Annotated in this window: 19 protein-coding genes and 1 pseudogene; 3 read left to right on the top strand and 17 right to left on the bottom strand. The window is 78.5% G+C overall.

Annotated features, from left to right (window positions below; translation table 11 throughout):
• Window positions 1-132: 132 nt before the first annotated feature.
• From KVT14_RS18270 to KVT14_RS18230, 10 genes are read right to left on the bottom strand one after another with little or no spacing between them, the layout of a single operon-like run.
• Window positions 133-1,020 carry a DUF6492 family protein gene (locus tag KVT14_RS18270; RefSeq protein WP_217616964.1) on the bottom strand — a complete coding sequence of 296 codons (888 nt, stop codon included), beginning with the start codon at window positions 1,018-1,020 and terminating at the stop codon, window positions 133-135.
• A complete protein-coding gene (locus KVT14_RS18265) occupies window positions 1,017-2,288 on the bottom strand; it encodes a glycosyltransferase family 1 protein (protein ID WP_217616963.1) in 1,272 nt (423 codons plus the stop codon). The genes KVT14_RS18270 and KVT14_RS18265 overlap by 4 nt, the downstream gene beginning before the upstream one ends.
• Window positions 2,285-3,529, bottom strand: coding sequence for a glycosyltransferase family 2 protein (locus tag KVT14_RS22665; RefSeq protein WP_308161156.1), 1,245 nt, complete (start codon window positions 3,527-3,529; stop codon window positions 2,285-2,287). The genes KVT14_RS18265 and KVT14_RS22665 overlap by 4 nt, the downstream gene beginning before the upstream one ends.
• Window positions 3,526-5,118 (bottom strand): oligosaccharide flippase family protein, encoded by a 1,593-nt coding sequence (locus KVT14_RS22660; protein WP_308161155.1) that lies wholly within the window; start codon window positions 5,116-5,118, stop codon window positions 3,526-3,528. The genes KVT14_RS22665 and KVT14_RS22660 overlap by 4 nt, the downstream gene beginning before the upstream one ends.
• Complete coding sequence (locus KVT14_RS23530) at window positions 5,115-6,500, bottom strand: glycosyltransferase family 4 protein (RefSeq protein ID WP_217616962.1); 1,386 nt, start codon at window positions 6,498-6,500, stop codon at window positions 5,115-5,117. The genes KVT14_RS22660 and KVT14_RS23530 overlap by 4 nt, the downstream gene beginning before the upstream one ends.
• Window positions 6,497-7,600, bottom strand: a complete 1,104-nt coding sequence (locus tag KVT14_RS18250; RefSeq protein WP_217616961.1) for a DegT/DnrJ/EryC1/StrS aminotransferase family protein — start codon at window positions 7,598-7,600, stop codon at window positions 6,497-6,499. The genes KVT14_RS23530 and KVT14_RS18250 overlap by 4 nt, the downstream gene beginning before the upstream one ends.
• Window positions 7,597-8,307: a NeuD/PglB/VioB family sugar acetyltransferase gene (locus tag KVT14_RS18245; protein WP_217616960.1), complete on the bottom strand. Its 711-nt coding sequence runs from the start codon at window positions 8,305-8,307 to the stop codon at window positions 7,597-7,599. The genes KVT14_RS18250 and KVT14_RS18245 overlap by 4 nt, the downstream gene beginning before the upstream one ends.
• Entirely contained in the window at window positions 8,304-9,422 is a 1,119-nt protein-coding gene (locus KVT14_RS18240; RefSeq protein WP_217616968.1) for a DegT/DnrJ/EryC1/StrS aminotransferase family protein, read from the bottom strand. The genes KVT14_RS18245 and KVT14_RS18240 overlap by 4 nt, the downstream gene beginning before the upstream one ends.
• A gap of 14 nt (window positions 9,423-9,436) precedes the next feature.
• A complete protein-coding gene (locus tag KVT14_RS18235) occupies window positions 9,437-10,441 on the bottom strand; it encodes an NAD-dependent epimerase/dehydratase family protein (protein ID WP_217616959.1) in 1,005 nt (334 codons plus the stop codon).
• On the bottom strand, window positions 10,438-11,505 hold the full coding sequence (locus tag KVT14_RS18230) for a Gfo/Idh/MocA family protein (protein WP_217616958.1): 1,068 nt from the start codon (window positions 11,503-11,505) through the stop codon (window positions 10,438-10,440). Before KVT14_RS18230 ends, KVT14_RS18235 begins: the two co-directional genes overlap by 4 nt.
• Before the next feature lie 202 nt (window positions 11,506-11,707).
• Between KVT14_RS18230 and KVT14_RS18225 the strand changes: the two are divergent.
• Window positions 11,708-12,271 (top strand): annotated as a pseudogene (locus KVT14_RS18225) (acyltransferase); the annotation flags it as partial.
• A complete protein-coding gene (locus KVT14_RS23030) occupies window positions 12,245-12,739 on the top strand; it encodes a TfoX/Sxy family protein (RefSeq protein ID WP_308161157.1) in 495 nt (164 codons plus the stop codon). The pseudogene KVT14_RS18225 and the gene KVT14_RS23030, both read left to right, overlap by 27 nt.
• Before the next feature lie 10 nt (window positions 12,740-12,749).
• Here KVT14_RS23030 and KVT14_RS18215 read toward each other — a convergent pair whose 3' ends face one another.
• The 6 genes from KVT14_RS18215 to KVT14_RS18190 are packed head-to-tail and all read right to left on the bottom strand — an operon-like array spanning window position 12,750 to window position 18,771.
• A complete protein-coding gene (locus KVT14_RS18215; RefSeq protein ID WP_217616957.1) occupies window positions 12,750-14,342 on the bottom strand; it encodes a SpoIIE family protein phosphatase in 1,593 nt (530 codons plus the stop codon).
• A complete protein-coding gene (locus KVT14_RS18210) occupies window positions 14,339-16,111 on the bottom strand; it encodes an ATP-binding protein (protein ID WP_217616956.1) in 1,773 nt (590 codons plus the stop codon). Before KVT14_RS18210 ends, KVT14_RS18215 begins: the two co-directional genes overlap by 4 nt.
• Window positions 16,108-17,133, bottom strand: coding sequence for an ATP-binding protein (locus KVT14_RS23525; protein WP_217616955.1), 1,026 nt, complete (start codon window positions 17,131-17,133; stop codon window positions 16,108-16,110). Before KVT14_RS23525 ends, KVT14_RS18210 begins: the two co-directional genes overlap by 4 nt.
• Window positions 17,121-17,537: an ATP-binding protein gene (locus tag KVT14_RS18200; RefSeq protein ID WP_217616954.1), complete on the bottom strand. Its 417-nt coding sequence runs from the start codon at window positions 17,535-17,537 to the stop codon at window positions 17,121-17,123. Before KVT14_RS18200 ends, KVT14_RS23525 begins: the two co-directional genes overlap by 13 nt.
• Window positions 17,534-17,935, bottom strand: coding sequence for an STAS domain-containing protein (locus tag KVT14_RS18195; RefSeq protein ID WP_147793567.1), 402 nt, complete (start codon window positions 17,933-17,935; stop codon window positions 17,534-17,536). Before KVT14_RS18195 ends, KVT14_RS18200 begins: the two co-directional genes overlap by 4 nt.
• A complete protein-coding gene (locus tag KVT14_RS18190) occupies window positions 17,935-18,771 on the bottom strand; it encodes an STAS domain-containing protein (RefSeq protein WP_217616953.1) in 837 nt (278 codons plus the stop codon). Before KVT14_RS18190 ends, KVT14_RS18195 begins: the two co-directional genes overlap by 1 nt.
• A gap of 147 nt (window positions 18,772-18,918) precedes the next feature.
• On the opposite strand from KVT14_RS18190, the gene KVT14_RS18185 reads away from it, so the two are divergent.
• Window positions 18,919-19,809: an aminoglycoside phosphotransferase family protein gene (locus tag KVT14_RS18185; RefSeq protein ID WP_308161154.1), complete on the top strand. Its 891-nt coding sequence runs from the start codon at window positions 18,919-18,921 to the stop codon at window positions 19,807-19,809.
• 27 nt (window positions 19,810-19,836) lie between these two features.
• Here KVT14_RS18185 and KVT14_RS18180 read toward each other — a convergent pair.
• The coding region (locus KVT14_RS18180) for a patatin-like phospholipase family protein (protein WP_217616952.1) at window positions 19,837-20,484 on the bottom strand (648 nt) is incomplete at its 5' end.

Genomic DNA, 20,484 nt, shown 5'->3' with positions numbered 1-20,484 from the left:
CGCGGAGCCGGCCCGCGCCGCCCGCACGCCCGGCACCGCGCGGCGCACGGGCCTGCCCACCGCGAAGCGCCGCGGCTGACGCCGGGGCCGCGCACCCCGCCCGCCCCGCCGCCAGGTCCCGACGCGGCCCGATCAGCCCGGGACGCGGTCCGCGATGAGCCGGCGGCGCAGGTCCAGCGCCGTGCCCGACTTGGCCGAGACCATCACCGCCACGTCCCGCAGCCGGACCCGGGCGAGGAACGCCGCGAGCCCGTCGTGGTCGAGCGGGGCCTCGTCGGAGTACGCGGGGCAGCGCATGTCGTCGGTGTGCGGGACCGGGCGCTCGCGGCCCTCGACCTCGTCGAGGTACACCCCGTACAGCACCATCTCGGAGACGTGCAGCTCCCGCCCCACCGCGGCGGCCCAGGGCAGACCGGTCACGGCCTCGACCCGCGCGAGCATGCGACGCACGACCGCCGGCTCCCAGAGGCACGGCCAGCAGACGTAGTCCGGCCGCGCTGCCTCGGCGCCCGGGGGCAGGCCCAGCAGCCGGCGGGCGACCTCGTGCCAGCGGACGTGCCGCGGCAGGTGCGCGGAGACGGCGCCCTCCCGGCGGTAGAGCGGCACGGCGCCGTCCGGGGCGAACGTCCGCGGCCCGAACGGCCGGACGAACACCAGGTCCGAGTCGGCGAGCAGCACCAGGTCGGCGTCCGCGGCGGCGACCGCGGCGAGCTTGACCACCTGCTGCGCGACCCAGCCGCGGACGGGCGGGAACGGCGCCCGCGGGTCGAGCCAGAGGTTCAGGCCCGGGACCTTGCGGAGCGGCCGCGGGACGACGGCCCGGGCGTCCTGCACCGTCGTGCGGGGGCCGGCGAGCGGCCGGAACAGGTCGAGGTCGGCGGGGGGCACCACGAGCGCGTGCCGCACCGACGGGGGTGCGAGCCGCAGCACGGACCGGTTCAGCTCGACGCACAGCGCGTGGTCGGGGCGGTAGGAGGGCGTGAGCACGAGCATCGCCGGGCTGCCCGGGGCGGCGGTCACGGGCGCGCCGCCCGCGCCCCGGCGGCGCGCCGGCCCGCCGCGGCCGACGGCGCCGCGACGACCGGCACCTCGCGCACGTGCCCCTCGACGAGCGCCACCAGCCGCTCCTGCGACCCCGCCCAGGACCGGCCCGCCACGCTCGCCTGCAGCACCGCCGCCCGCCCCGCCGGGTCGGGGTGCTCGACGGCCGCGCACAGGGCGTCGGCGACCGCGGCCGGCGTCGGCGCGGCCCACCGCACGTGCGGGTTCGGCAGGTCCGCGCGCGCGTCGGCGGAGTCGTTCACGACCGGCACGGTCCCCGCGGCCAGCATCTCCTCCGCGACGAGCGAGATGTTGGTGAACGACAGCGCGAGCCCGGCGAGCGTCCGGTGGTAGAGGACGTTGAGCGCCGCCGGGTCGAGGCCGCCGTGCCGGGTGGCCGGGACCCCCAGGTCCCGCGCCGCGTCGCCGTAGACGTGGATCTCCTGCTCCGGGTGGCGCGCGTGGAACCGCAGCAGCGCGAGCCGCGCCAGGTCGTACCCGCGCCGCGCGACGTCCGGCTTCGCGTACAGCACGACCCCGCCCCGGGCAGCGGGCGCGAGCGGCCGGTACACGTCGGTGTCGCACCCGAACGGGACGACGTCCACGTCGACGCCGAGGTCGCGACGGAGGTGGCCCGCGACCATCTCGCCCAGCGCCAGGACGTGCAGCCCGAGCCGGTACGAGTCCTCCGCCAGGGCGTGCTGGGCGCCGTGCGGGTAGAAGTACGGCTCGACGTCCTGGACGAAGTACAGGCGCCGCATCGGGTCCGTGCCGCGCCGCGCGAGCACGTGCGCGGTCTGCCAGGACGTCGCCACGCACGCGTCGACCCCGTGGATGCCGTCGGCGACGTCCCGCACCTCGGCCCGCACCCCGGGCCAGCCCGCCCGCACCACCGCCGCGCGCTGCCGGACGTCGCCGCCGTGCCGGTCGTAGAGGTAGAGCACGCACCGGTGGCCCGCCTCCTCGAGCGCCCGGACCATCCGGAACATCGTCGTGTGCCCGCCGGAGTGCGGCCCGGGCGGGACGCACAGCCACCCGACGGTCAGCGGCCGGTCCGACGGCGGCGGTGCGGCGGGCACGGCGCGGGCCGCGGACGGCGGGTCGGCGACGTCGTCGGGCAGCAGCGGGAAGTCGAGCGCCGCGGCCCCGGTGACGCGGTACAGCCGCGCGGCCGCGCGCTGGGCCGTCTCGCGCGCCCCCATCGCGCGCACCCGCCGCGCGGCGGCGGGCAGGTCCCGCGCCCTCACGCCGTGCCGCCCGTGCGCCGCAGGTCCGCCGCGGTCGCGGGGCCGCCGCCCGGCGCGCCGCGGGACCACCCCGGCCCGCGGGTGGACTCCGGGGCACCGTCGACCGCGAGGGGCGGCGGCACCGGCGGTGCGCCGCGGGCGGCGTCCCGGGTGTAGGTCCCGGTGCGGGCCCAGCGGCGCACGCGGCGGACGTCGTCGGCGCGCACCCGGACCGCCCGCGCGAGCCCCGCCGCCCGGTCGCGTGCGCCCGGCTCGGCGTCGAGCGCCGCGTCGAGCAGCCGCCACGGCCCGGCGAGCTCGGGCGCGACCACGAGCGCCTCGGCCATCAGCCGCCGCACGCGCCCGGGGTCCCGCCGCCCGCGGTCGACCTCGTACCGGCACGCGCGCAGCGCCTGGCGGACGAGGGCCCGGCGGGCCGCGGCGGCGAGCGCGTCCCGCTCGGGCAGCCCGGCGGTCCCGACGGCGGCGAGCTCGGCGAACGCCGCCACCCGCTCCCGGAAGTCGGTCGCGTCGTCGACCTCCCGCGCGGACAGGCTCGCGGGGTGCTCGCGGTGCCACGCCTGGTCGGCGCCGCCCACGTGCGCGACGTCGGCGTGGGCGGCGAGCCGGAGCCACATCTCCATGTCGTGCGCGTGGGCGAGCGGCCGCTGCCCGCCGACCGCCGCGACCACCGACCCGCGCACGAGCACCTCCGGCGACGTGATGACGTTGTAGCCGTCGGCGCACCGGTCGGCGAGCCACCGCCGGCCCGGCCAGACCGTCCACCGGCGGGCGCGGGTGCGGGCGGCGCGGGGCGGATCGCCGGCGAAGTGCACCGGGTGCCCGTAGACCAGGCCCACCGACGGGTACGCCCGGGCGACGGCCACCGACCGCGCGAGGGAGCCGGGCGTGAGCAGGTCGTCGGCGTCGAGCCGCACGAGGAACTCCCCCGTCGCTCGCGCGAGCCCGTCGTTGAACGTCTCGACGGGGCCGAGGTTGCGCGGGTGCGCCAGCACCGCCACGCGCGGGTCGGCGGCGGCGAGCCGGCCGGCGACGGCCAGGGAGTCGTCGGTGGACGCGTCGTCCACCACCACCACGTCGACCTCGACGCCGGCCTGGCCCAGGGCGCTGCCGACCGCGGCGGGCAGGTAGCGCGCGTAGTCGTGGCACGGGATCACCACGGTGACCGTCGCGTCCGCGGTGGGGACCGCGTGCGGCCGGACGCGCACGGTGCGGGTCAGCGGCCCGGCGGGGGCGGTCACGGGACGCGCTCCGGGTCGGCGGGCAGGGGCACGGCAGCGGGCGGTGCCGCCGGCGGGAGGACCGAGGGCGCCGCCGGGTCGGTCGCGGCCTCGTCGTCCGCCCGGGCGCCCGCCCCGTCGTCCGCGCGGGCCGCCCGCGCCGCCCGCAGGTCCCGCAGCAGCGGCCTGCCGGCGACCGCCACGTACACCAGCGCCCCCGCGGTCCCCCCGGCTGCGAGGGCGGCGAACGACCCGCCCACCTGCCGCGCGACCAGCGCCGCCGCGGCGACGGTCGGCACGGCCGCCACCAGCGGCAGCCACGTCGCGTGCGCCAGCGCCCGCAGGTCCGCCCCGCTGCGCCGCACCGCGACGAGGTAGAGCGGCAGCACCACGGCCCCGGCCACGACCACGTGCGCCCAGCCGACGCCCGCCGACCCGCCGGTCCTGGCGCCGACGACCACCGCGGGCACCAGCGCGACCAGCCACGCGACCTGCACGCCGAGCACCGGGCGGGTCGCCCCGCGCGCGACGAGGTACGTCGCGAGCAGGTCGAACAGCACCCGCAGCGCGCCGAACGCCGCCAGCGCGGTGAGGGCCCCCGCGGCGGGCGCCCAGCGGCCGCCGTAGAGCAGCGTGACCACGGGCAGGGCGAGGGCGCCCAGCAGGCACGCCACCGGGACGGCGGCGGCCCACGTCAGCCGGGTGGCGAGCGCCAGCCCGCCGTCCCCGTCGGCTGCCCGCGGCGGACCCGGCTCCCCCGCGCCGCCCTCCGGTCGCCCGTCCAGGCGCGCGAACGCCGCCAGGGCGACGGGCCGCACGGTCTGCCCGATCACCGTCATCGGCCAGCTCGCGACGTTGAACGCCAGCACGTAGTACCCGAGGGCGACCTCGCCGGCCCCGCGGGCGAGCACCACCTTGTCGACGGCGAGCAGCGCGATCGACAGCAGGTTCGCCCCCGCGAGCGGCGCGCCGTAGGCGATCGCGCCGCGCGCCAGCGCCGGGTCGTACCCGAAGCGCGGCACCGTCCGGCTCAGCAGGAACTGCGCCCCGGTCGCGGCGGGCTGCGCCACGAGGCGGGAGACCGCCAGCGCCATCGGCCCCCAGCCCGCGCGCACCAGCAGCACGGTGACCACCGTGCCGACGACGAGGTCGACCAGCCCGGTCGCGAAGATCTCCCGCTGGTGGAACCCCCGCTGGAGCCGGGCGTAGGGCACCACGCCCGCGGCGGACACCACGAGGGTGGCGGCGAGCACCGCGATCACCGGGGCGGCCCGGTCGCTGCCGAGGGCCCGCGCCACGGGCTCGGCGGTGGCCGCCATCGCCCCGGCGAGCAGGGCGCCGAGGACCAGGCTGATCGTCGCGACGGTCGGCTCGAGGCGGCGCGGCTCGCGCGCCCGGACCAGGTCCGCGCTGAGGCCGAGGTCCACGACGGTGACGAGCACGCCCTGCACGGCCAGCGCGATCGCGAACACGCCGAAGTCCTCGGGCGCGAGCAGCCGGGCCAGCACGATGCCGACCAGCACGTTGCCGAACCGGAGCACGACGCTGCCCGCGCTGCCCCACGCGAGCCCCCGCCCGACCTGCCGCCCGAGCCCCGCCGGCGCCGTCACCGCGCCCCCTCGCGCTGCGGCGCCGCGTCGGCGGGCCGGGCGCCACCGCTCCCAGCCGGACGGTCCCCCGAACGGCCCGTGCCGCGCGGACCGGGACCCGACCCGTCGTGCGCGCCCGTCCCGGCGCCCGGGCCCGTCGCCGACCCGGCCCGAGCCCCGGCCCAGGCCTGGGCACCGGCGACGGCACGCTGCCGCGCCAGGGACGCCTTGAACTTCACCACGTCGACCGCGCACCGCAGCAGCGCCTCCCGGCGCACCGCCTCGCTCGGCCGGACCGCGACCGCGTCGGCGTACACCGCCTCCTGCCGGCGGCCCGCCGCCACGAGGCCGTACGCGTCGAGCACCACCCCCCGCCCGAGCGCGCCACGCTGCGCCCGCAGGACGGGGTCCGCGAGCAGCGGCACCAGCTCCCGCTCCAGGTCGGCGCCGTCGCCGGGGCCCTCGCACAGCCAGCCGCCGTGCAGGAACCCGCCGAGCGTGTCCCCGGTGAGCGCGCGCCACGCGCCCCGGTCGCCCTGCACGACGACGGGCTTGCCGAACGCCATGCCGCGCAGCACGGACGAGCCCATGCCGAGCACTACGTCCGCCGCGTCGTACGCCGCGCGGGGGTCGAGGAGCTGGCCGGTCACCACCACGACCTGCTCACCGGCGGCCGCGTTCACGGCGTCCGCGCGCGCGGCCACCCGCGCCTGCTCCGGCCCCGTGCCGACGACGACGAGCCGCAGCGGTCCGGCTCCGGCGGCCGCCCGCGCCCGCGCCGCCGGGCCGGAGGCCAGCCGACCCACGACGTCGATCGCCCCGGCCACCCCGTCCGCCTTGCCCAGGTCCGTCGACAGCCGCCCGACGACGGACACGACCAGGTCGTCCGGGCGCAGGCCGAGAAGCGCCCGCGCGTCCGGCCCGGCGGCGCCGGGGGCGTCCCGCTCGGTGTCGATCGGCGGCTCGATGAGGTGCACCCGGTCCCGGAGCACGCGCTGCTGCTCGTGCAGCCGTCGGGTCCCGACGACCAGCGGCTCGTGCGTCGGCACGTGGTCGGGCACGTCCATCGACAGCACCGTCGTGACCAGGGGCGTGCCGAGCCGGCGGTGCGGGCCGAACGCCAGGTCGACCGACGGCCCCCACTCGTACCCGTGCACCACGTCGACGCCGCGGTCGACCACGAGCCGGCGCAGGGCGGCCATGTTCCGCGGGGACGGCCACCGGCCCTCCTGCGGGGCGCGGACGTACTCCAGCCCGAGCGCGCCCACGAGCGGCACCAGGTCGCCGTCCGGCCCGAACATCAGCACGTCGTGCCCGGCGCGCGCGACCTCGTGCGCGAGCTGCACGGCGTTGAGCTGGCTGCCGCCGACCTCCATCACACCCGGGTAGACGAGGATCCTCACGCGACCGCCCTCCCCAGCACCTCGACGACCTCCTCCTGCTGCGCCCCGGTCAGGTGCGGGTGCATCGGGAGCGACAGGATCCGGTCCGCCGCGGCCTGGGCCACCGGGAACGCGCCGCGCCCGAGGCCGAGGTGCCGGTAGGCCCCGGTCAGGTGCAGCGGCACCGGGTAGTGCACGCCCGCGCCGACGCCCGCCGCGTGCAGCGCGGCCAGCACCCGGTCGCGGTCGTCCACCTGCACGACGTAGAGGTGCCAGACGTCCTCGTTCGCCGGGTCCGTCCGCGGCGGCTGCACCCCGGGCAGGTCCCGGAGCAGCGCGTCGTACCGGGCCGCTGCGGCGCGCCGGCGCTCGTTCCACCCGGCGAGCCGCCGCAGCTTGGCCTCCAGCACCACCGCCTGCACCGTGTCCAGGCGCGAGTTCATCCCGACGACGTCGTGCCGGTACTTCTGCGTGCTGCCGTGCCCGGCGAGCGCCCGCACCCGCTGCGCCACCTCGGCGTCGTCCGTGGTGACGGCGCCGGCGTCGCCGGCCGCGCCGAGGTTCTTGCCCGGGTAGAAGCTCGTGCCCGCCGCCAGCCCCAGGGCCCCCGCGGGACGCCCATGCCGCCGGGCGCCCTGCGCCTGCGCCGCGTCCTCCACCAGCGGCACCCCGGCGTCGGCGGCGATCTTCGCCAGCTCCTCGACCGGCGCGACCTGGCCGAACAGGTGCACCGGCACGACGGCGGCGGTGCGCGGGCCGACGGCGGCGCGCACGGCCGCGGGGTCGACCAGCAGGTGCGCCGGGTCCACGTCGACGAGCACCGGCACCGCGCCGATCCGCGAGACGGCCTCGGCGGTGGCGACGAACGTGTTCACCGGCAGCACCACCTCGGCGCCCGGCCCGACCCCGACGGCGCGCAGCGCGAGCTCCAGGGCGTCCGTGCCGTTCGCGACGCCGACGCAGTGCCGCGCCCCGACCGCCGCCGCGTAGGCCGCCTCGAACCGCCCGACCGCGGGGCCGCCGACGAACGCGGCGGTCGCGAACACCTCGTCCAGCCCGGCGCGCACCTCCTCGTGCACCTCCGCCTGCTGGGCGGCCAGGTCGACCAGGGGGATCCTCATGCGCGCACCGCCCTCTCGTCGCGTGTCCCGGGGTCGCGGACCCCGTGCACGTGCCCGTCCACCGCCCGGTGCAGGGGCCGCGCCGGCACGCCCGCCCAGGTCTCGCCGTCCGGCAGGTCCGTCAGCAGCACCGCGCCCATGCCGAGCGTCGCGCCCGCCCCCACCCGGACCCGCTCCCGCACGGCGGAGCGCATCCCGAGGTACGCGCGCGGGCCGACCCGCACCCCGCCCCCGAGCGTCGCCCCGGCGGCGAGCGTGGCGGCGTCCCGCACCTCGTCGTCGTGCGTGAGGGTCACGTGCGGCATGAGGACCACGTGCCGACCGACCCGGACGTCCGCGGTCAGCACGACCCCGGCCAGGAGCACCGACCCGGCACCGACCGTGCAGCCGTCCGGCACCTCGACGGACGGGTGCACCACCGTCGCCCACCGGTCCGGCCCGACCCCGGCCGCGGCGAGCCGGGTGACCAGCCCCGCGCGCACCCGCCCGTGGCCCGCGCAGGCGAGCACCGCCGCGTCCGGCAGCGCGGCCAGCGCGGGCAGCCCGCCGAGCACCGGCACGCCGCCGAGCTCGCTGCCGCGCGCCGCCGGGTCGTCGTCCAGCACCCCGACCGCCTCGTACGGCCCGTGCCGGCGGACCACCGCCAGCACCTCGCGCGCCAGCCCGCCGGCCCCGACCAGCACGAGCGGCCGGCCGCCCGCGGTCACCGGACCGCCGCCCGCAGGACGTCCACGACCCGGCCCTGCTCGGAGCCGGTCATCTCGTGGAACAGCGGCAGGATCAGGGTCCGGTCCGTCAGGCGCTCCGTGACGGGCAGCGGCGCCCGGCCGTGGTCCCCGCCGGCGTAGGCGGGCTGGCGGTGCGCCGCCATGATCCCGCGCCGCGCGGACACGTCCGCCGCGGCCAGCCGGGCCAGCAGCCCGTCCCGGTCGACCGGCGACCCGGGGAGCACCTCGACCCAGTACGACTGGAAGTTGCCGGTGCCCCACGGCGGGTCCGTCACCGGTCGCAGCGTCGGCAGGTCCGCGAGCTCGGCCGTGTACGCCGCGGCCAGCGCGCGGCGGCGCGCGACCGCCTCGGGCAGGCGGCCGAGCTGGACGAGGCCGACCGCCGCCTGGAGGTCGGTCATCCGGTAGTTGAAGCCGACCTCGAGGTACTCCTCGGCCGGGGCGAGCACGGCGCCGTGCCGGTCGGCGGCGGACACGCTCATGGCGTGCTCGCGCAGCCGGCGCGCCCGGGCGGACCAGTCGGCGCGGCCCGTGGTGAGCATCCCGCCCTCGCCGGTCGTGAGGACCTTGCGCGGGTGGAACGACCAGGCCGCCACCTCCGCCCGGGCGCCGACGGGCTCCCCGCGGTAGGTCGACCCGGCCGCGCAGGCGGCGTCCTCGACGACCACGATCCCGAGCGGGTCGGTCAGCGCCCGGACGGCGTCGAGGTCGACCGGCACGCCGCCCTGGTCGACGGCGACCACCGCGGCGGTGCGCGCGGTGAGCGCCTCGGCGACCGTCGCCGCCGTGAGGTTGCCCGTCCCCGGGTCGACGTCCGCGAAGACGGGCCGGGCGCCCGCGTGCACGACCGCGTTGGCCGTCGCGACGAACGAGAACGACGGGACCACCACGTCGTCGCCCGGGCGGACCCCGGCGACGACGAGCGCCAGGTGCAGCGCCGCGGTGCAGGACGACAGGGCCACCGCGTGGCCGGCCCGCTGGGACGCGGCGAAGGCGTCCTCGAACGCCAACACCCGGGGGCCCTGGGCCACCCAGCCGGAGGCGAGCACCTCGGTGACCGCGGCGACCTCCTCGGCGCCGAGCCACGGGCGCATGACGTGCAGCGTGCTCACGGGACCACCGCCGGGGCCGCCGCCCGTCCCGCCGCCACGTCCGCCCGCCGCGGGCGCCACCAGTCGACGAGCTCGCGCAGCCCCTCCTCCAGCCCGACCTCCGCGACGAACCCGAGGTCGCGCCGCGCGGCCGCGGTGTCGGCCAGCCGCCGCGGCACCCCGTTCACCGCGCGCTCCGGCCCGTGCTCGACGGCCAGGTCGCTGCCCATCACCCGCAGCAGCGCCTCGGCGAGCTGCAGCAGGGACGTCTCCGTCCCGCTCGCCACGTTGTACGCGCCCTCGACCACGCCGGACGTCGCCGCGAGCACGTTGGCACGCGCCACGTCCCGGACGTGCACGAAGTCCATGGTCTGCCGCCCGTCGCCGAACACGAGCGGCGGCAGCCCGTCGGCGATCCGCTCCATCCAGCGCACCAGCACCTCGGTGTACCGGCCGTGCACGTCCATCCGGGGCCCGTACACGTTGAAGTACCGGAGCATGACGGTGTCCAGGCCGTGCGTCGCCCGGAACGCCCGGGCCATGCCCTCGGTGAACGACTTGGCCGCGCCGTAGAAGGTGTCGTTGTTGTGGTGGTGGTGCCGCTCGCCCGTCGGGAACTCCTCCGCGGCGCCGTAGACCGACGCGCTGGACGCCGCGACCACCTTCCCGACGCCGTGCTCGGCGGCGGCCTCGAGCACGGTGAACGTGCCGTCGACCAGCACCTCGAGCGCCAGCCGCGGCTCCTCGGCGCACTGCGTGATCCGGATGGCGGCCTGGTGGAGGACCAGGTCCGCCCCGCGCACGACGTCGTGCACGGTGTCCCGGTCCCGCAGGTCCCCGACGGCGAGGTCGACCCGGCCCGTCGCGAGGGCGGCCGCGAGGTTCTCCCGCCGGCCGCGCGACAGGTCGTCCAGCACCACCACCCGGCCCGCGCCCGCCGCCAGCAGCTGGTCGACGAGCGTCGACCCGACCGTGCCCGCGCCGCCCGTCACCAGGACGCGGGCGCCCGCCACCGCGGTCACCGCCGGCGCCCCTTCGGCCCGGCCCCGACGAGCTCGCCGCGCGCCACCGGCACGAGCCGGCCGCCGTCCGACAGGCTGAGCGAGGCGGACTCCAGGACGTCGAGCACCCGCAGCCCGGCGTGGCCGTCGGTGAGCGGCGCCCGGCGCCCGCGCACGGCGGCCGCGAGCTCGTCCACCACCGCGGCCAGTGCCTCGCGCTCCGGGAGCGCGGGCGACCAGGCGTCGCCGAGCCGGTACGACACCCGCGCGGTCGTCCGGTCGGGCAGGCCCTCCCCGGGGTCGACCCCCCGGTCGTACACCGTGAGCCGCTGCTGCGGCGCCAGGTCGTCCCAGACCAGCGTGCGCCGGCTGCCCCCGACGACCATCTGCCGGATCTTGGTCGGGCTCAGCCAGTTGACGTGCAGGTGCGCCAGGGCCCCGCCGGCGAGCGGCAGGGTGAGGTAGCCGACGCACGAGCGACCGACGCCGAGCGGGTCGCCGCCCTGCGCCGCGACGCCGGTCGGCACCAGCCCGCCCGGCACGACGAAGTCCAGGATCGACAGGTCGTGCGGGGCGAGGTCCCAGAACACGTCGACGTCCGGCTGCACCAGCCCGAGGTTGATCCGCACCGAGTCGACGAAGTGCAGGTCGCCGAGCGAGCCGTCGGCGACCAGGTCGCGGATCGCCCGGACGACGGGCGTGTAGCAGAACGTGTGGTCGACCATCAGCACCCGGCCGACCTCGGCGGCGCGCGCGACCATCCGCCGGGCGTCCGCGCCGTTCGCCGCGATCGGCTTCTCGACCAGGACGTGCTTCCCGGCGTCGAGCGCGGCGAGGACGATCCCGGCGTGCGTGGCCGCGGGCGTGGCGACGGCGACCGCGTCCAGGTCGGCCCGGCCCAGCACCTCGGCCGCGTCGGTGACGACCTCGACCGTGCTGCGCCCGCCGACCACCCGGCGCGCGCGCTCCTCGTCCCGGTCGCACACCGCGACCAGGTCCCACTCCGGCGACGCGCGGAAGTTCCGGGCAAGGTGGGGGCCCCAGTACCCCGCGCCGATCAGCGCGACCCGTAGCGGATCTGCCATGGCGGCTCGCCTCCTCCTGACGTAGCCGTAGTCTTGCCAGCCCGATTCGGACATGTCACGCATACCGGACATTTCTCACCCGGTGCGGTGCCACCGCGGCGCGCGGGCCGTGCGTATCGTCCGGAGGGTCGCGCCGTCCGGCTCCGGGCGGGCGGCACCGGGAGGCCGCGTGGACGCCAGCCAGGACCCCGAGGTCGCCGCCGTGCCCGTGATCGCCCCCGGCGCGGACGTCGACCCCCGCGCGGCCGTGGGCCCGGGGACCCGCGTGTGGCACCTCGCCCAGGTCCGCGAGGACGCCGTGGTCGGCGCGGACTGCGTCGTCGGGCGCGGCGCCTACCTCGGGCCCGGCGTCCGCGTCGGCGACCGGTGCAAGATCCAGAACCACGCCCTGGTCTACGAGCCCGCCGTGCTCGAGGACGGCGCGTTCGTCGGGCCCGCGGCGGTGCTCACCAACGACCTGCACCCCCGGGCGGTGAACCCCGACGGCACGCTCAAGCAGCCCCACGACTGGCAGGCGGTGGGCGTCGTCGTGCGCGCGGGCGCCTCCGTCGGTGCGCGCGCGGTCTGCGTGGCGCCGGTGGTCGTCGGGCGGTGGGCCCTCGTCGCGGCGGGCGCGGTCGTGACGCGGGACGTGCCGGACCACGCGCTCGTCGCGGGCGTGCCCGCGCGCCGCGTCGGCTGGGTCGGTCGCGCCGGCGAGCGCCTGGTGCCCGACGGCCCCGGCCGCTGGCGCTGCCCCGTGTCGGGCGACGCCTACGTGGAGGACGCCGCGGGGCTGCGCGCCACGACGCCGGCGGACGACGCCGGCCACCCGCACACCACGGTCCCCCGGCGCGCTCGGCCGCGGCCGCCCGACCGCCCGCACGGGACCGGCACGGAGACCGCCGACCTCGCCGCCCGCGTCCGCGCCCTGCTCGCCGCCGCCGACGGGCCGGCGGCCGGCGAGACCTCGCCGGTCTCGGACCGCCCCATGTTCGGGGGCGTCTCGTTCTTCCTCGGCGAGGCGATGATCGCGAGCGCGCGCGGGAGCGGCGACCTGCTCGTGCGCGTCGCCTCCGACCGGCACGACGAGCTCGCCGACCGCCCCGGTGCGGCGCCGTCCCGCATGGGCGGGCGCACGATGGGCCGCGGGTGGCTGACGGTGGAGTCGGCGGCGGTCGCCGACGACGAGGACCTGGCCGCCTGGCTCCGCCTGGCCCGCGAGGGCGCCCCCGACCGCCGTCCGTCCCGCTGAGGACGGTGCGTCAGGCCGGCGCGCGCTCGCCGGTGAGGTGCACCGCGAGGACCGCCACGTCGTCGTCCTGGTCCGCGTGGTCGAACCGGCGCAGGAGCACGTCGCACAGGTCGTCGGGCTCCAGCGTCCCGACCGCCGCCGCGACCTCGGCCATCCGGTCCAGCGCGTCGCGCAGGTGCCCGGACCGCCGCTCGAGCAGCCCGTCCGTCACCAGGACCAGCGTGCACGGGCCGTCCGTCGCGACCCGGGCCACCGCGCGCTCCCCCGGCGCGGGGACGCCGAGCAGCGGCGACGTCGCCCGGAGGTACCGCGCGCCCTCCGAGGTGACGAGCAGCGGCGGCAGGTGGCCGGCGTTCGCGACCTCGATCGTGCCGTCCCGCAGGTCGAGCACCGCGACGCACACCGTGACGAGCTCGGGGTGGCTGCGGCGCAGCAGCGTGTTCAGCAGGTCGAGCGCCCGCGCGGGCGGGTGGCCCTCCAGCAGGTACGCGCCGAGCGAGAACCGCAGCTGGGCCATGACCGTGGCGGCCCGGAGCGAGTGCCCCTGCACGTCGCCGATCACCACGGCCACCCGGCCGTCGGGCAGGTCGATCGCGTCGTAGAAGTCGCCGCCCACGCTCAGCTGCGCGTCCGACGCGCTGTACCGCGCGGCCATCCGCACCCCCGCCGGCGAGGGCAGCGTGTGCGGCAGCATCGAGCGCTGCAGGGTGAGCGCCACCAGGTGCTCCTGCGCGTAGGACCGCAGGGTCGCCAGCGCGCCGTTCAGGGCGGCCCGGAGCTGCTCGGCGAGCTCGCGCTCCTCCGCGTCGAACGGCTCCGGCGTCGCGACCGCGAACCCGCCGATCGTCCGCCCGGCCGCGTCGGTGAGCGGCGAGACGTGCCACGCGGTGGGCGCGACGCCCGCCCGGTCGAGCATCTCGCGCCACACCCCCGGGGTGTCGGCCGCGGGCAGGTCGTAGGGGTCGGGCGTGGGCGGCTCGGTGGCGGGCGCCAGCAGGCGGCCGCGCACCACCGGCCGGCCCGGCCCCGGGCTGACGACCCGGGTCGCCATGCCGTCGGGCGCCGTCGCGATGACGACGACCGGGGCGCCGAACACCGTGGCGCCGCCCTGGGCGGCCTCCGCCACCAGGTCGTCCAGGGACCGCGCCGACGCGAGGGGCACGACCGCCGCCGCCAGGTCGGCGAGCCGGCGGGCGTGCTCGGTGATGCCGCGCCGGGCGGCGTGCGACCGGCAGAGGGCCGCGACGGTCACCAGGAACTCGTCGCGGTCGAGCGGCTCGACCAGGTACGCGTCCGCGCCGCGCTGGAGGCCGGACGTCCGGGACCGGGCGTCGATCGAGGTCGCGGAGACGTGCATCACCGGGACCGCGGTCGCCGCGTCGGCCTTGATCCGCTCGCACACGTCGAACCCCGACATGTCGGGCAGGTTGACGTCGAGCACGACCGCGTCGTGGCCCGCGGCCAGCTCCAGGGCGTCCCGGCCCGTGCCGGCCTCGGTCACGGCGTAGCCGGCACGCCGCAGCCAGCTGGCCATCACGTAGCGGTGCGCCTCGGTGTCGTCGACGACCAGCACGCGGCGCTGGTCCTCGGCGGTCGCGGTCACGGGGTCGCCCCGGCCGCCGGCGTGACGCCGTCGGCCGGCGCCTGCGGCCCGCACGCCGCCCGGAGCGCCCGCGCCAGGCCCGCCGCGTCCAGCTCCGCCTTGTCGAGGAACGGCGCGTCCACGGCGGGGCGCTCCGCGCTCGACATCAGCACCACCGGCAGCCCGGCGGTCCGCGGGTCCGACCGGAGCGCCGCCAGCGTCGCCGGGCCGTCCGTGCCGGGCATCCGCACGTCGAGCAGCACCACGTCGGGCAGCGCCGCGGCGGACGCGAGCACCGCCAGGGCCTCGGCCCCGTCCCGCGCCTCGAGCACCTCGGCCGCCGCGTCGGCGAGCAGGCCGCGCAGGACGACCCGGCCGGCCTCCTCGTCGTCGACGACGAGCACCCGGCCGAGCGCGGGCACGTCGGTCCGGTCCAGCGTGAGCGTGAAGGTGCTGCCGCGGCCGACCTCGCTCGCGACCTCCAGCGACCCGCCGAGCGCCTCGGCGACCCGGCGCGCGTACGGCAGGCCGAGCCCCGTGCCCTTCACCGACGGCTGCAGCCGGTTCGGCACCTGGAAGAACTCCTCGAACACCTCGCCCTGGTGCTCCGCCGCGATGCCCAGGCCGGTGTCCTCGACCGCCACCACCACGGCGCGGCCGTCGGCCGCGCGCCCCGCCCGTACGGTCACGGCACCCTGCTCGGTGAACTTCGCCGCGTTGGTCAGCAGGTTCCGCAGCACCCGCTCCAGCAGCTCCGGGTCGGTGTGCAGCACGAGGTCGCCCGCGACGTCGACCCGCAGGTCCACGCCCGGGCGGAGCAGCGGCTGCACGGTGCCGGCGAGCTCCGCCAGCATCGCGCGCAGATCCACCCGGACCCGGTGCACGTGCTGGCGGCCCGACTCCGCGCGCGCCAGGTCCAGCAGCTCGTTCACCATCCCGAGCAGCGACCGGGCGCTGGCGTCGAGGTAGCCGACCTGCACCCGCTGGTCCGCGTCCAGGTCGCCGTCGGCGAGCAGCGAGGACAGGCCGAGGATCGAGTTCACCGGCGCCCGCAGCTCGTGGCTGACGCTGCGCAGGAACCGGGTCTTCGCGTCGTTGGCGGCGGCGAGCTGCCGCCCGCGCTCGTCCAGCTCCGCGTACAGGGCGACGACGCCGCTGTTGGTCTCCTCCAGCTCGTCCGAGAGCTGGGTGTACATGGCGAGGACCCCGCGGTTGGTCTCCTCCAGCTCGTCGTTGGCCCGCACCAGCTCGGCCTCCCGTGCGGCCAGCGCGTCGAGCGCGCGGACGAGCTCGGCGTTCTGCACCCGGAGCTCGCCGAGGGCGTCCGCCGACCGCGGCCGGGACAGCGCCGCGCGCACCTGCTCGACCCGGCCGCCGAGCAGCGCGCCGTCGGTCAGCAGCTTGTGCAGCACCACGACCCGCCCGCCCGGCCCGTCGGCGACCTCGACCCCGTCGAGCAGCCGCTCCGCCGCCGCGACCCCGGTCAGCCCGCCGTGCGGCTCCCCGGCCCCGAGCGCGCCGTGCACGTGCACGACCAGACCGGCGTGCGGCGGCTCGGTCACGTGCAGCACGGCGCGGCCCCGGCCCCGGGACACGACCTCGCGGCCGACCTCGGACAGCGCTGTGGCGAGCCGGACCTGGTCCTGCCGGTCGAGGCCCAGCGCCTCGGCCGCCTCCCGGCCGACCTGGCGCAGCACCACGAGGTCGCCCTCGCCGACGATCTCCACGGTGACGAGCTCGCGCAGCGGGCCCGCGGCCCCGGGCGCCGGCAGCCTGCGCCGCGGGCTCACGCCGGGACCCCGGCCCGGGCGACCACGACGCTCGCGTCGTCCCGCCGGACCCCGAAGTCGCGGAGCAGCACGGCCGCCGTCACGAGCGGCGACCGCCCCAGCAGGCCCGGGTAGGGCTCGAACGAGTGCCGCTCGGTCACGCCGTCGCTGTGCAGCACGACGACCGCGCCGCGCGGCAGCGGGTAGGACGTCTCCCGGATCGTGCGCGCCTGGGCCCCCACGATGCCGGGGTGGCTGATCATCGCCCGCCGGGTCACGCCGTCGTCCACCACGCCGGCGATGTTGCCGACGCCCGCGTACCGCACCTGGTCGGGGTCGAGCCGCGCGACCGCGGCGGCGGCGCCGCGCGTCCCCGCCAGCGCCCGGTGCACCACGCGCAGCAGGTCGGCGGGCACGGCCGGCGCCGCCGCGCGGAACGCCCGCACGGCCTCGGCGCTCGCGACCGCGGCCAGCGGCCCGTGCCCGAGCCCGTCGGCGAGCAGCAGGGTCCGCACGCCGTCGTCCTCGCGGATCGCGTACGCGTCGCCGCAGACCTCCTGCCCCGTCATGGGGCGGGTGAGGCCGACCGCGGACGGCGCGGGCACCGGCGCACCGGCCTCGGCCGCGAACGCCGCCGTGAGCACCGTCCCGGCGCCCGGCCGGGTCCACACGTCCCAGCCCGACGCCATCCGCACGACCGCGCCGAGCCCGATGCCCAGCGTCCCCGCCGAGGACGTCCCGTCGACCACGGCCGCGTCGACGTCGTCGATGCCGGGCCCGGAGTCGAGGGTGAGGACCTCCACGACCGGGCCGGCCGCCGCGTGCCGCAGCCGGAGCAGCACCGCGCCCGAGCCCGCGTGCTTCACCAGGTTCGCCGTCAGCTCCGTCACCGCGAGGCCGATCTCGCCCGCCCGGTCCGCGCCCATGCCCACGCGCTCCGCGAGGGCAGCCGCGGCACGCCGGGCGGCGCCGGCCGCGCTCACGTGGTCGGCCGTGATCCAGGCGACGTCCTCGACGGTGGCGTCCGCGGTCACCGCGACCACGAGGCGATGGTGACGCGCGTGCCCCGGCCCGGCGCGGTGTCGATCTCGAACTGCTCCACGAGCCGGCGGGAGCCCGACAGCCCGAGCCCGAGGCCGCTGCCGCTGGTCCAGCCGTCGGTCATGGCCTGGTCCAGGTCGGGGATGCCGGGTCCGTCGTCTCGGAACTCGACCCGGACGCCCGTGCGCCGGCCGTCCGCGAGCTCCGACAGCACGGCCTCGCCGCCCCCGCCGTAGATGAGGGTGTTCCGGGCCAGCTCGCTCGCCGCGGTGACCAGCTTGGTCTGGTCCACCAGCGACAGCCGCGCCGCCTGGGCCAGCGCGCGCACCGCCTGCCGCACCCGGACCACGTCGCCGTCCGAGGAGATGGCCAGCCGCTGCGCCGCGTCCGGCTCCACGGCCGTCACGCGCGGTCCGCGTCGAGCCCGAGCAGCAGCGCCTCCGGCGAGGTCGCGTCGGCGGGCTGCAGCATCCGCAGGCCCTTCTCGACGTCGAGGGCGGTCTTGACGCCGTCGAGCTGCAGGCCGAGCTCGACCATGGTGATCGCCACGGCGGGCCGCATGCCGACCACGACGGTGGTCGCGTCGAGCACCCGCGAGATCCCGGCGATCGACGACAGCATCCGGCCGATGAACGAGTCGACGATCTCCAGCCCGGAGATGTCGATCAGCACGCCGCGCGCCCCGGTCTGCGTGATGCGCTCCGCCAGGTCCTCCTGCAGCTGCAGCGCGGTCTGGTCCTGCAGGTCGACCTGGATGGAGACCAGCAGCGTCGACCCGAGCTTGAGGATCGGGACGGCGTCCATCAGGCGATCGCCGCCTTCGCCGTGCCGTTGGCGCGCAGGGCCGCGACCAGCGCGTCGGCGAGCGTCGCCTTGGTGCTGATGTCGCCGAACTCGATGCCGAGCGCCACGATCGTCTGCGCGATCTGCGGGCGGATGCCGGAGATCGTGCACTCCGCGCCCATGAGGCGCGCCGCGACCACGGTCTTGAGCAGGTGCTGCGCGACCTGGGTGTCGACCGCCGGGACGCCGGTGATGTCGATGATCGCGTGCTCGGAGCCGGTGTCCACGAGGGTCTGCAGCAGCTTCTCCATCACGACCTGCGTGCGCGCGGAGTCCAGCGTGCCGACGAGCGGCACCGCGACGACGCCCTCCCAGAGCTTGACGACGGGGGTGGAGAGCTCGAGGAGCTGCTCGGCCTGCTCGGCGATGATGGCCTCCCGGGCCGCGGCGAAGGACTCGAAGGTGAACAGGCCGAGGTCGTCGACCAGCCGGACCAGGGTCATGAGGTCGGCGAGGCCGGTGCCCTGCTCGTCGGCCGCGAGGGCGTACAGCCCCTCCTTGAGCGCGAACACGCCGATCGCGGTCTCGCGCGGGGTGAACCCGAGGCGGGCGCGCGTCGCCGACAGGTCCGCGAGCAGGCCGCGCAGGCCGTCGAACGCGGGATCGGTCAGCCGCAGGCCGCCCTGGCGGAGCCCGCCGACGAGCGCGTCGAGGATCTCGCCCTGCTCCCGCCCGGCCTCGGAGCGGGTGGTCCGGCCGCGGAGCTCGGTGATAACCGACTCGAGCCAGGTGGCGGAGATGTCGGCGCGCCGGCTCTCCAGGATCTCGGCGAGGCGGGCGGCGTCGGCTCCGGGCATCTGCTCAGGTCTCCGTTCGGGGTGCGGCTGGCCTGCCGGGGGGCGGGCGCGGGCGCGATGCTACAGCGCAGGTCAGCGTGACGCGCGGCGGACGCCCTCGGCCGCCCGCGGCGCGCAGGCCGCGGGCCTGCCGGTAGCGTCGGGCGGGTGAGCACCGGCACCGACGACCTGGTCCGCGGGGACCGCATCGACGCCGGGCTGGTCCGCGCGCTGCTCGTCGAGCAGCACCCGCGGTGGGCCGACCTGCCCCTGCGGCCCGTCGACCACGGCGGCAACGACCACCGGATGTTCCGGCTGGGCGACGACCTGGCCGTCCGGCTGCCCAGCGCGCCCGGCTACGTCCCGCAGGTCGCGAAGGAGCAGGCCTGGCTCCCCCGGCTCGGACCGCACCTGCCGCTCCCGGTCCCGGAGGTCCGGGCGGTCGGCGAGCCGTCCGAGCGGTTCCCCGCCCCGTGGTCGGTGTACGGCTGGCTCCCCGGCACCCCGCTGGCGCGCGCCCGCGTCGACGACCCGGTCCGGCTCGCGGCCGACCTCGCCGGGTTCCTGGTCGCGCTCCGCGGCTGCGACACGGCCGGCGCGCCCGCCCCCGGGCTGCACAGCGCGTTCCGCGGCGGGCCGCCGGAGCACTGGGACGACGAGGTCGGCGACATCCTGCACCGGGTGCACGGCCGGGAGCGCGACGTGGCGGCAGGCCTGTGGCGGGACGCCCTGGCGGCGCCGTTCACGGGCGAGCCGACCTGGCTGCACGGCGACGTGGCCGTCAACAACCTGCTGGTGCGGGACGGCGCGCTGGCGGCGGTGCTCGACCTCGGCTGCTCCGCCGTCGGCGACACGGCCTGCGACACGACGCCGGTGTGGACCTGGCTCACGGGCGCCGCGCGGGACGTGTTCCGGGCCGAGCTCGGGGTGGACGACGCGACGTGGGCCCGCGGGCGCGGCTGGGCGGTGTGGAAGGCGCTGATCCTCGTCACGAACGAGCCGCCTGAGCAGCGCCGGTTGGCCCGGCACGTGCTGGACGAGCTGCTCGCGGGGGTCTGAGTCCGTCCGGGTCGGCCGGCCCCGGGCTCAGCCCCAGGACACCGCGAGCGACCCGGCCAGCGCGCGCCCCTGGGCGTGGCCGGCCCGCGCGGCCACCGGGCGGAGCGCCGGGTCCATCGCCCGCTCGCCGAACAGCCCCGGGTCGGCGGGCACGACGACCTCGACCTCGCTGCCGCCGGCGCGCAGGTCCGCGACCTGCGCCGCCAGGTCCAGCCGCCACCCCGCCGGGGTCAGCGACGCCCCGCCCAGCGGCGCGAGCACGAGCACCCGCCCGCAGCCCGCGGCCAGGTCGGCGTTCTCGCCGCGCCGGTGCGCGCCGTCGACGAACCACCGGTCCCCGACGGGGTACGCGGGCCCGCCGGCGCAGCTCGCCGCGACGGCGTCGGCGAGGTCGACCCCGCTCGACCGGTCGAACGCCACCGGCTCCCCGGTGCGGGCGTCGACCGCGGTGAGCAGCAGCCGACCCGCGGGCCAGTCCGGGCGCGGCAGCCGCGCGGCGACGGTCGCCCGCCAGCGCGCGGCGGCGTCGGGGCCCGCCGCGGCGGCCCTCTCGAGGGCGCCCGCGCCGGTCCGGCGGCGCAGGTCCGCGGGGTCGGCGGCCGGGGCGATCAGCGCCCGCCGGCGCGCGAGGGGCTCGGCGGCCCCGCCGGCGGGCGCGGGCCGGGGTCGGGGGCC

Origin of the sequence: Cellulomonas sp. GbtcB1 (assembly GCF_019091725.1) — a bacterium.
GTDB lineage: Bacteria > Actinomycetota > Actinomycetes > Actinomycetales > Cellulomonadaceae > Cellulomonas.
The sequence above is the reverse complement of the archived record's forward strand: the minus strand, read 5'-3'. Positions and strand labels throughout refer to the sequence as shown.

Coding starts and splice junctions, on each gene's coding strand:
- KVT14_RS18250 (WP_217616961.1), bottom strand. CDS start 7,600: ATGAGGATCCCCCTGGTCGACCTGGCCGCCCAGCAGGCGGAGGTGCAC.
- KVT14_RS18240 (WP_217616968.1), bottom strand. CDS start 9,422: ATGCGCCCGTGGCTCGGCGCCGAGGAGGTCGCCGCGGTCACCGAGGTG.
- KVT14_RS18230 (WP_217616958.1), bottom strand. CDS start 11,505: ATGGCAGATCCGCTACGGGTCGCGCTGATCGGCGCGGGGTACTGGGGC.
- KVT14_RS18195 (WP_147793567.1), bottom strand. CDS start 17,935: ATGGACGCCGTCCCGATCCTCAAGCTCGGGTCGACGCTGCTGGTCTCC.
- KVT14_RS18190 (WP_217616953.1), bottom strand. CDS start 18,771: ATGCCCGGAGCCGACGCCGCCCGCCTCGCCGAGATCCTGGAGAGCCGG.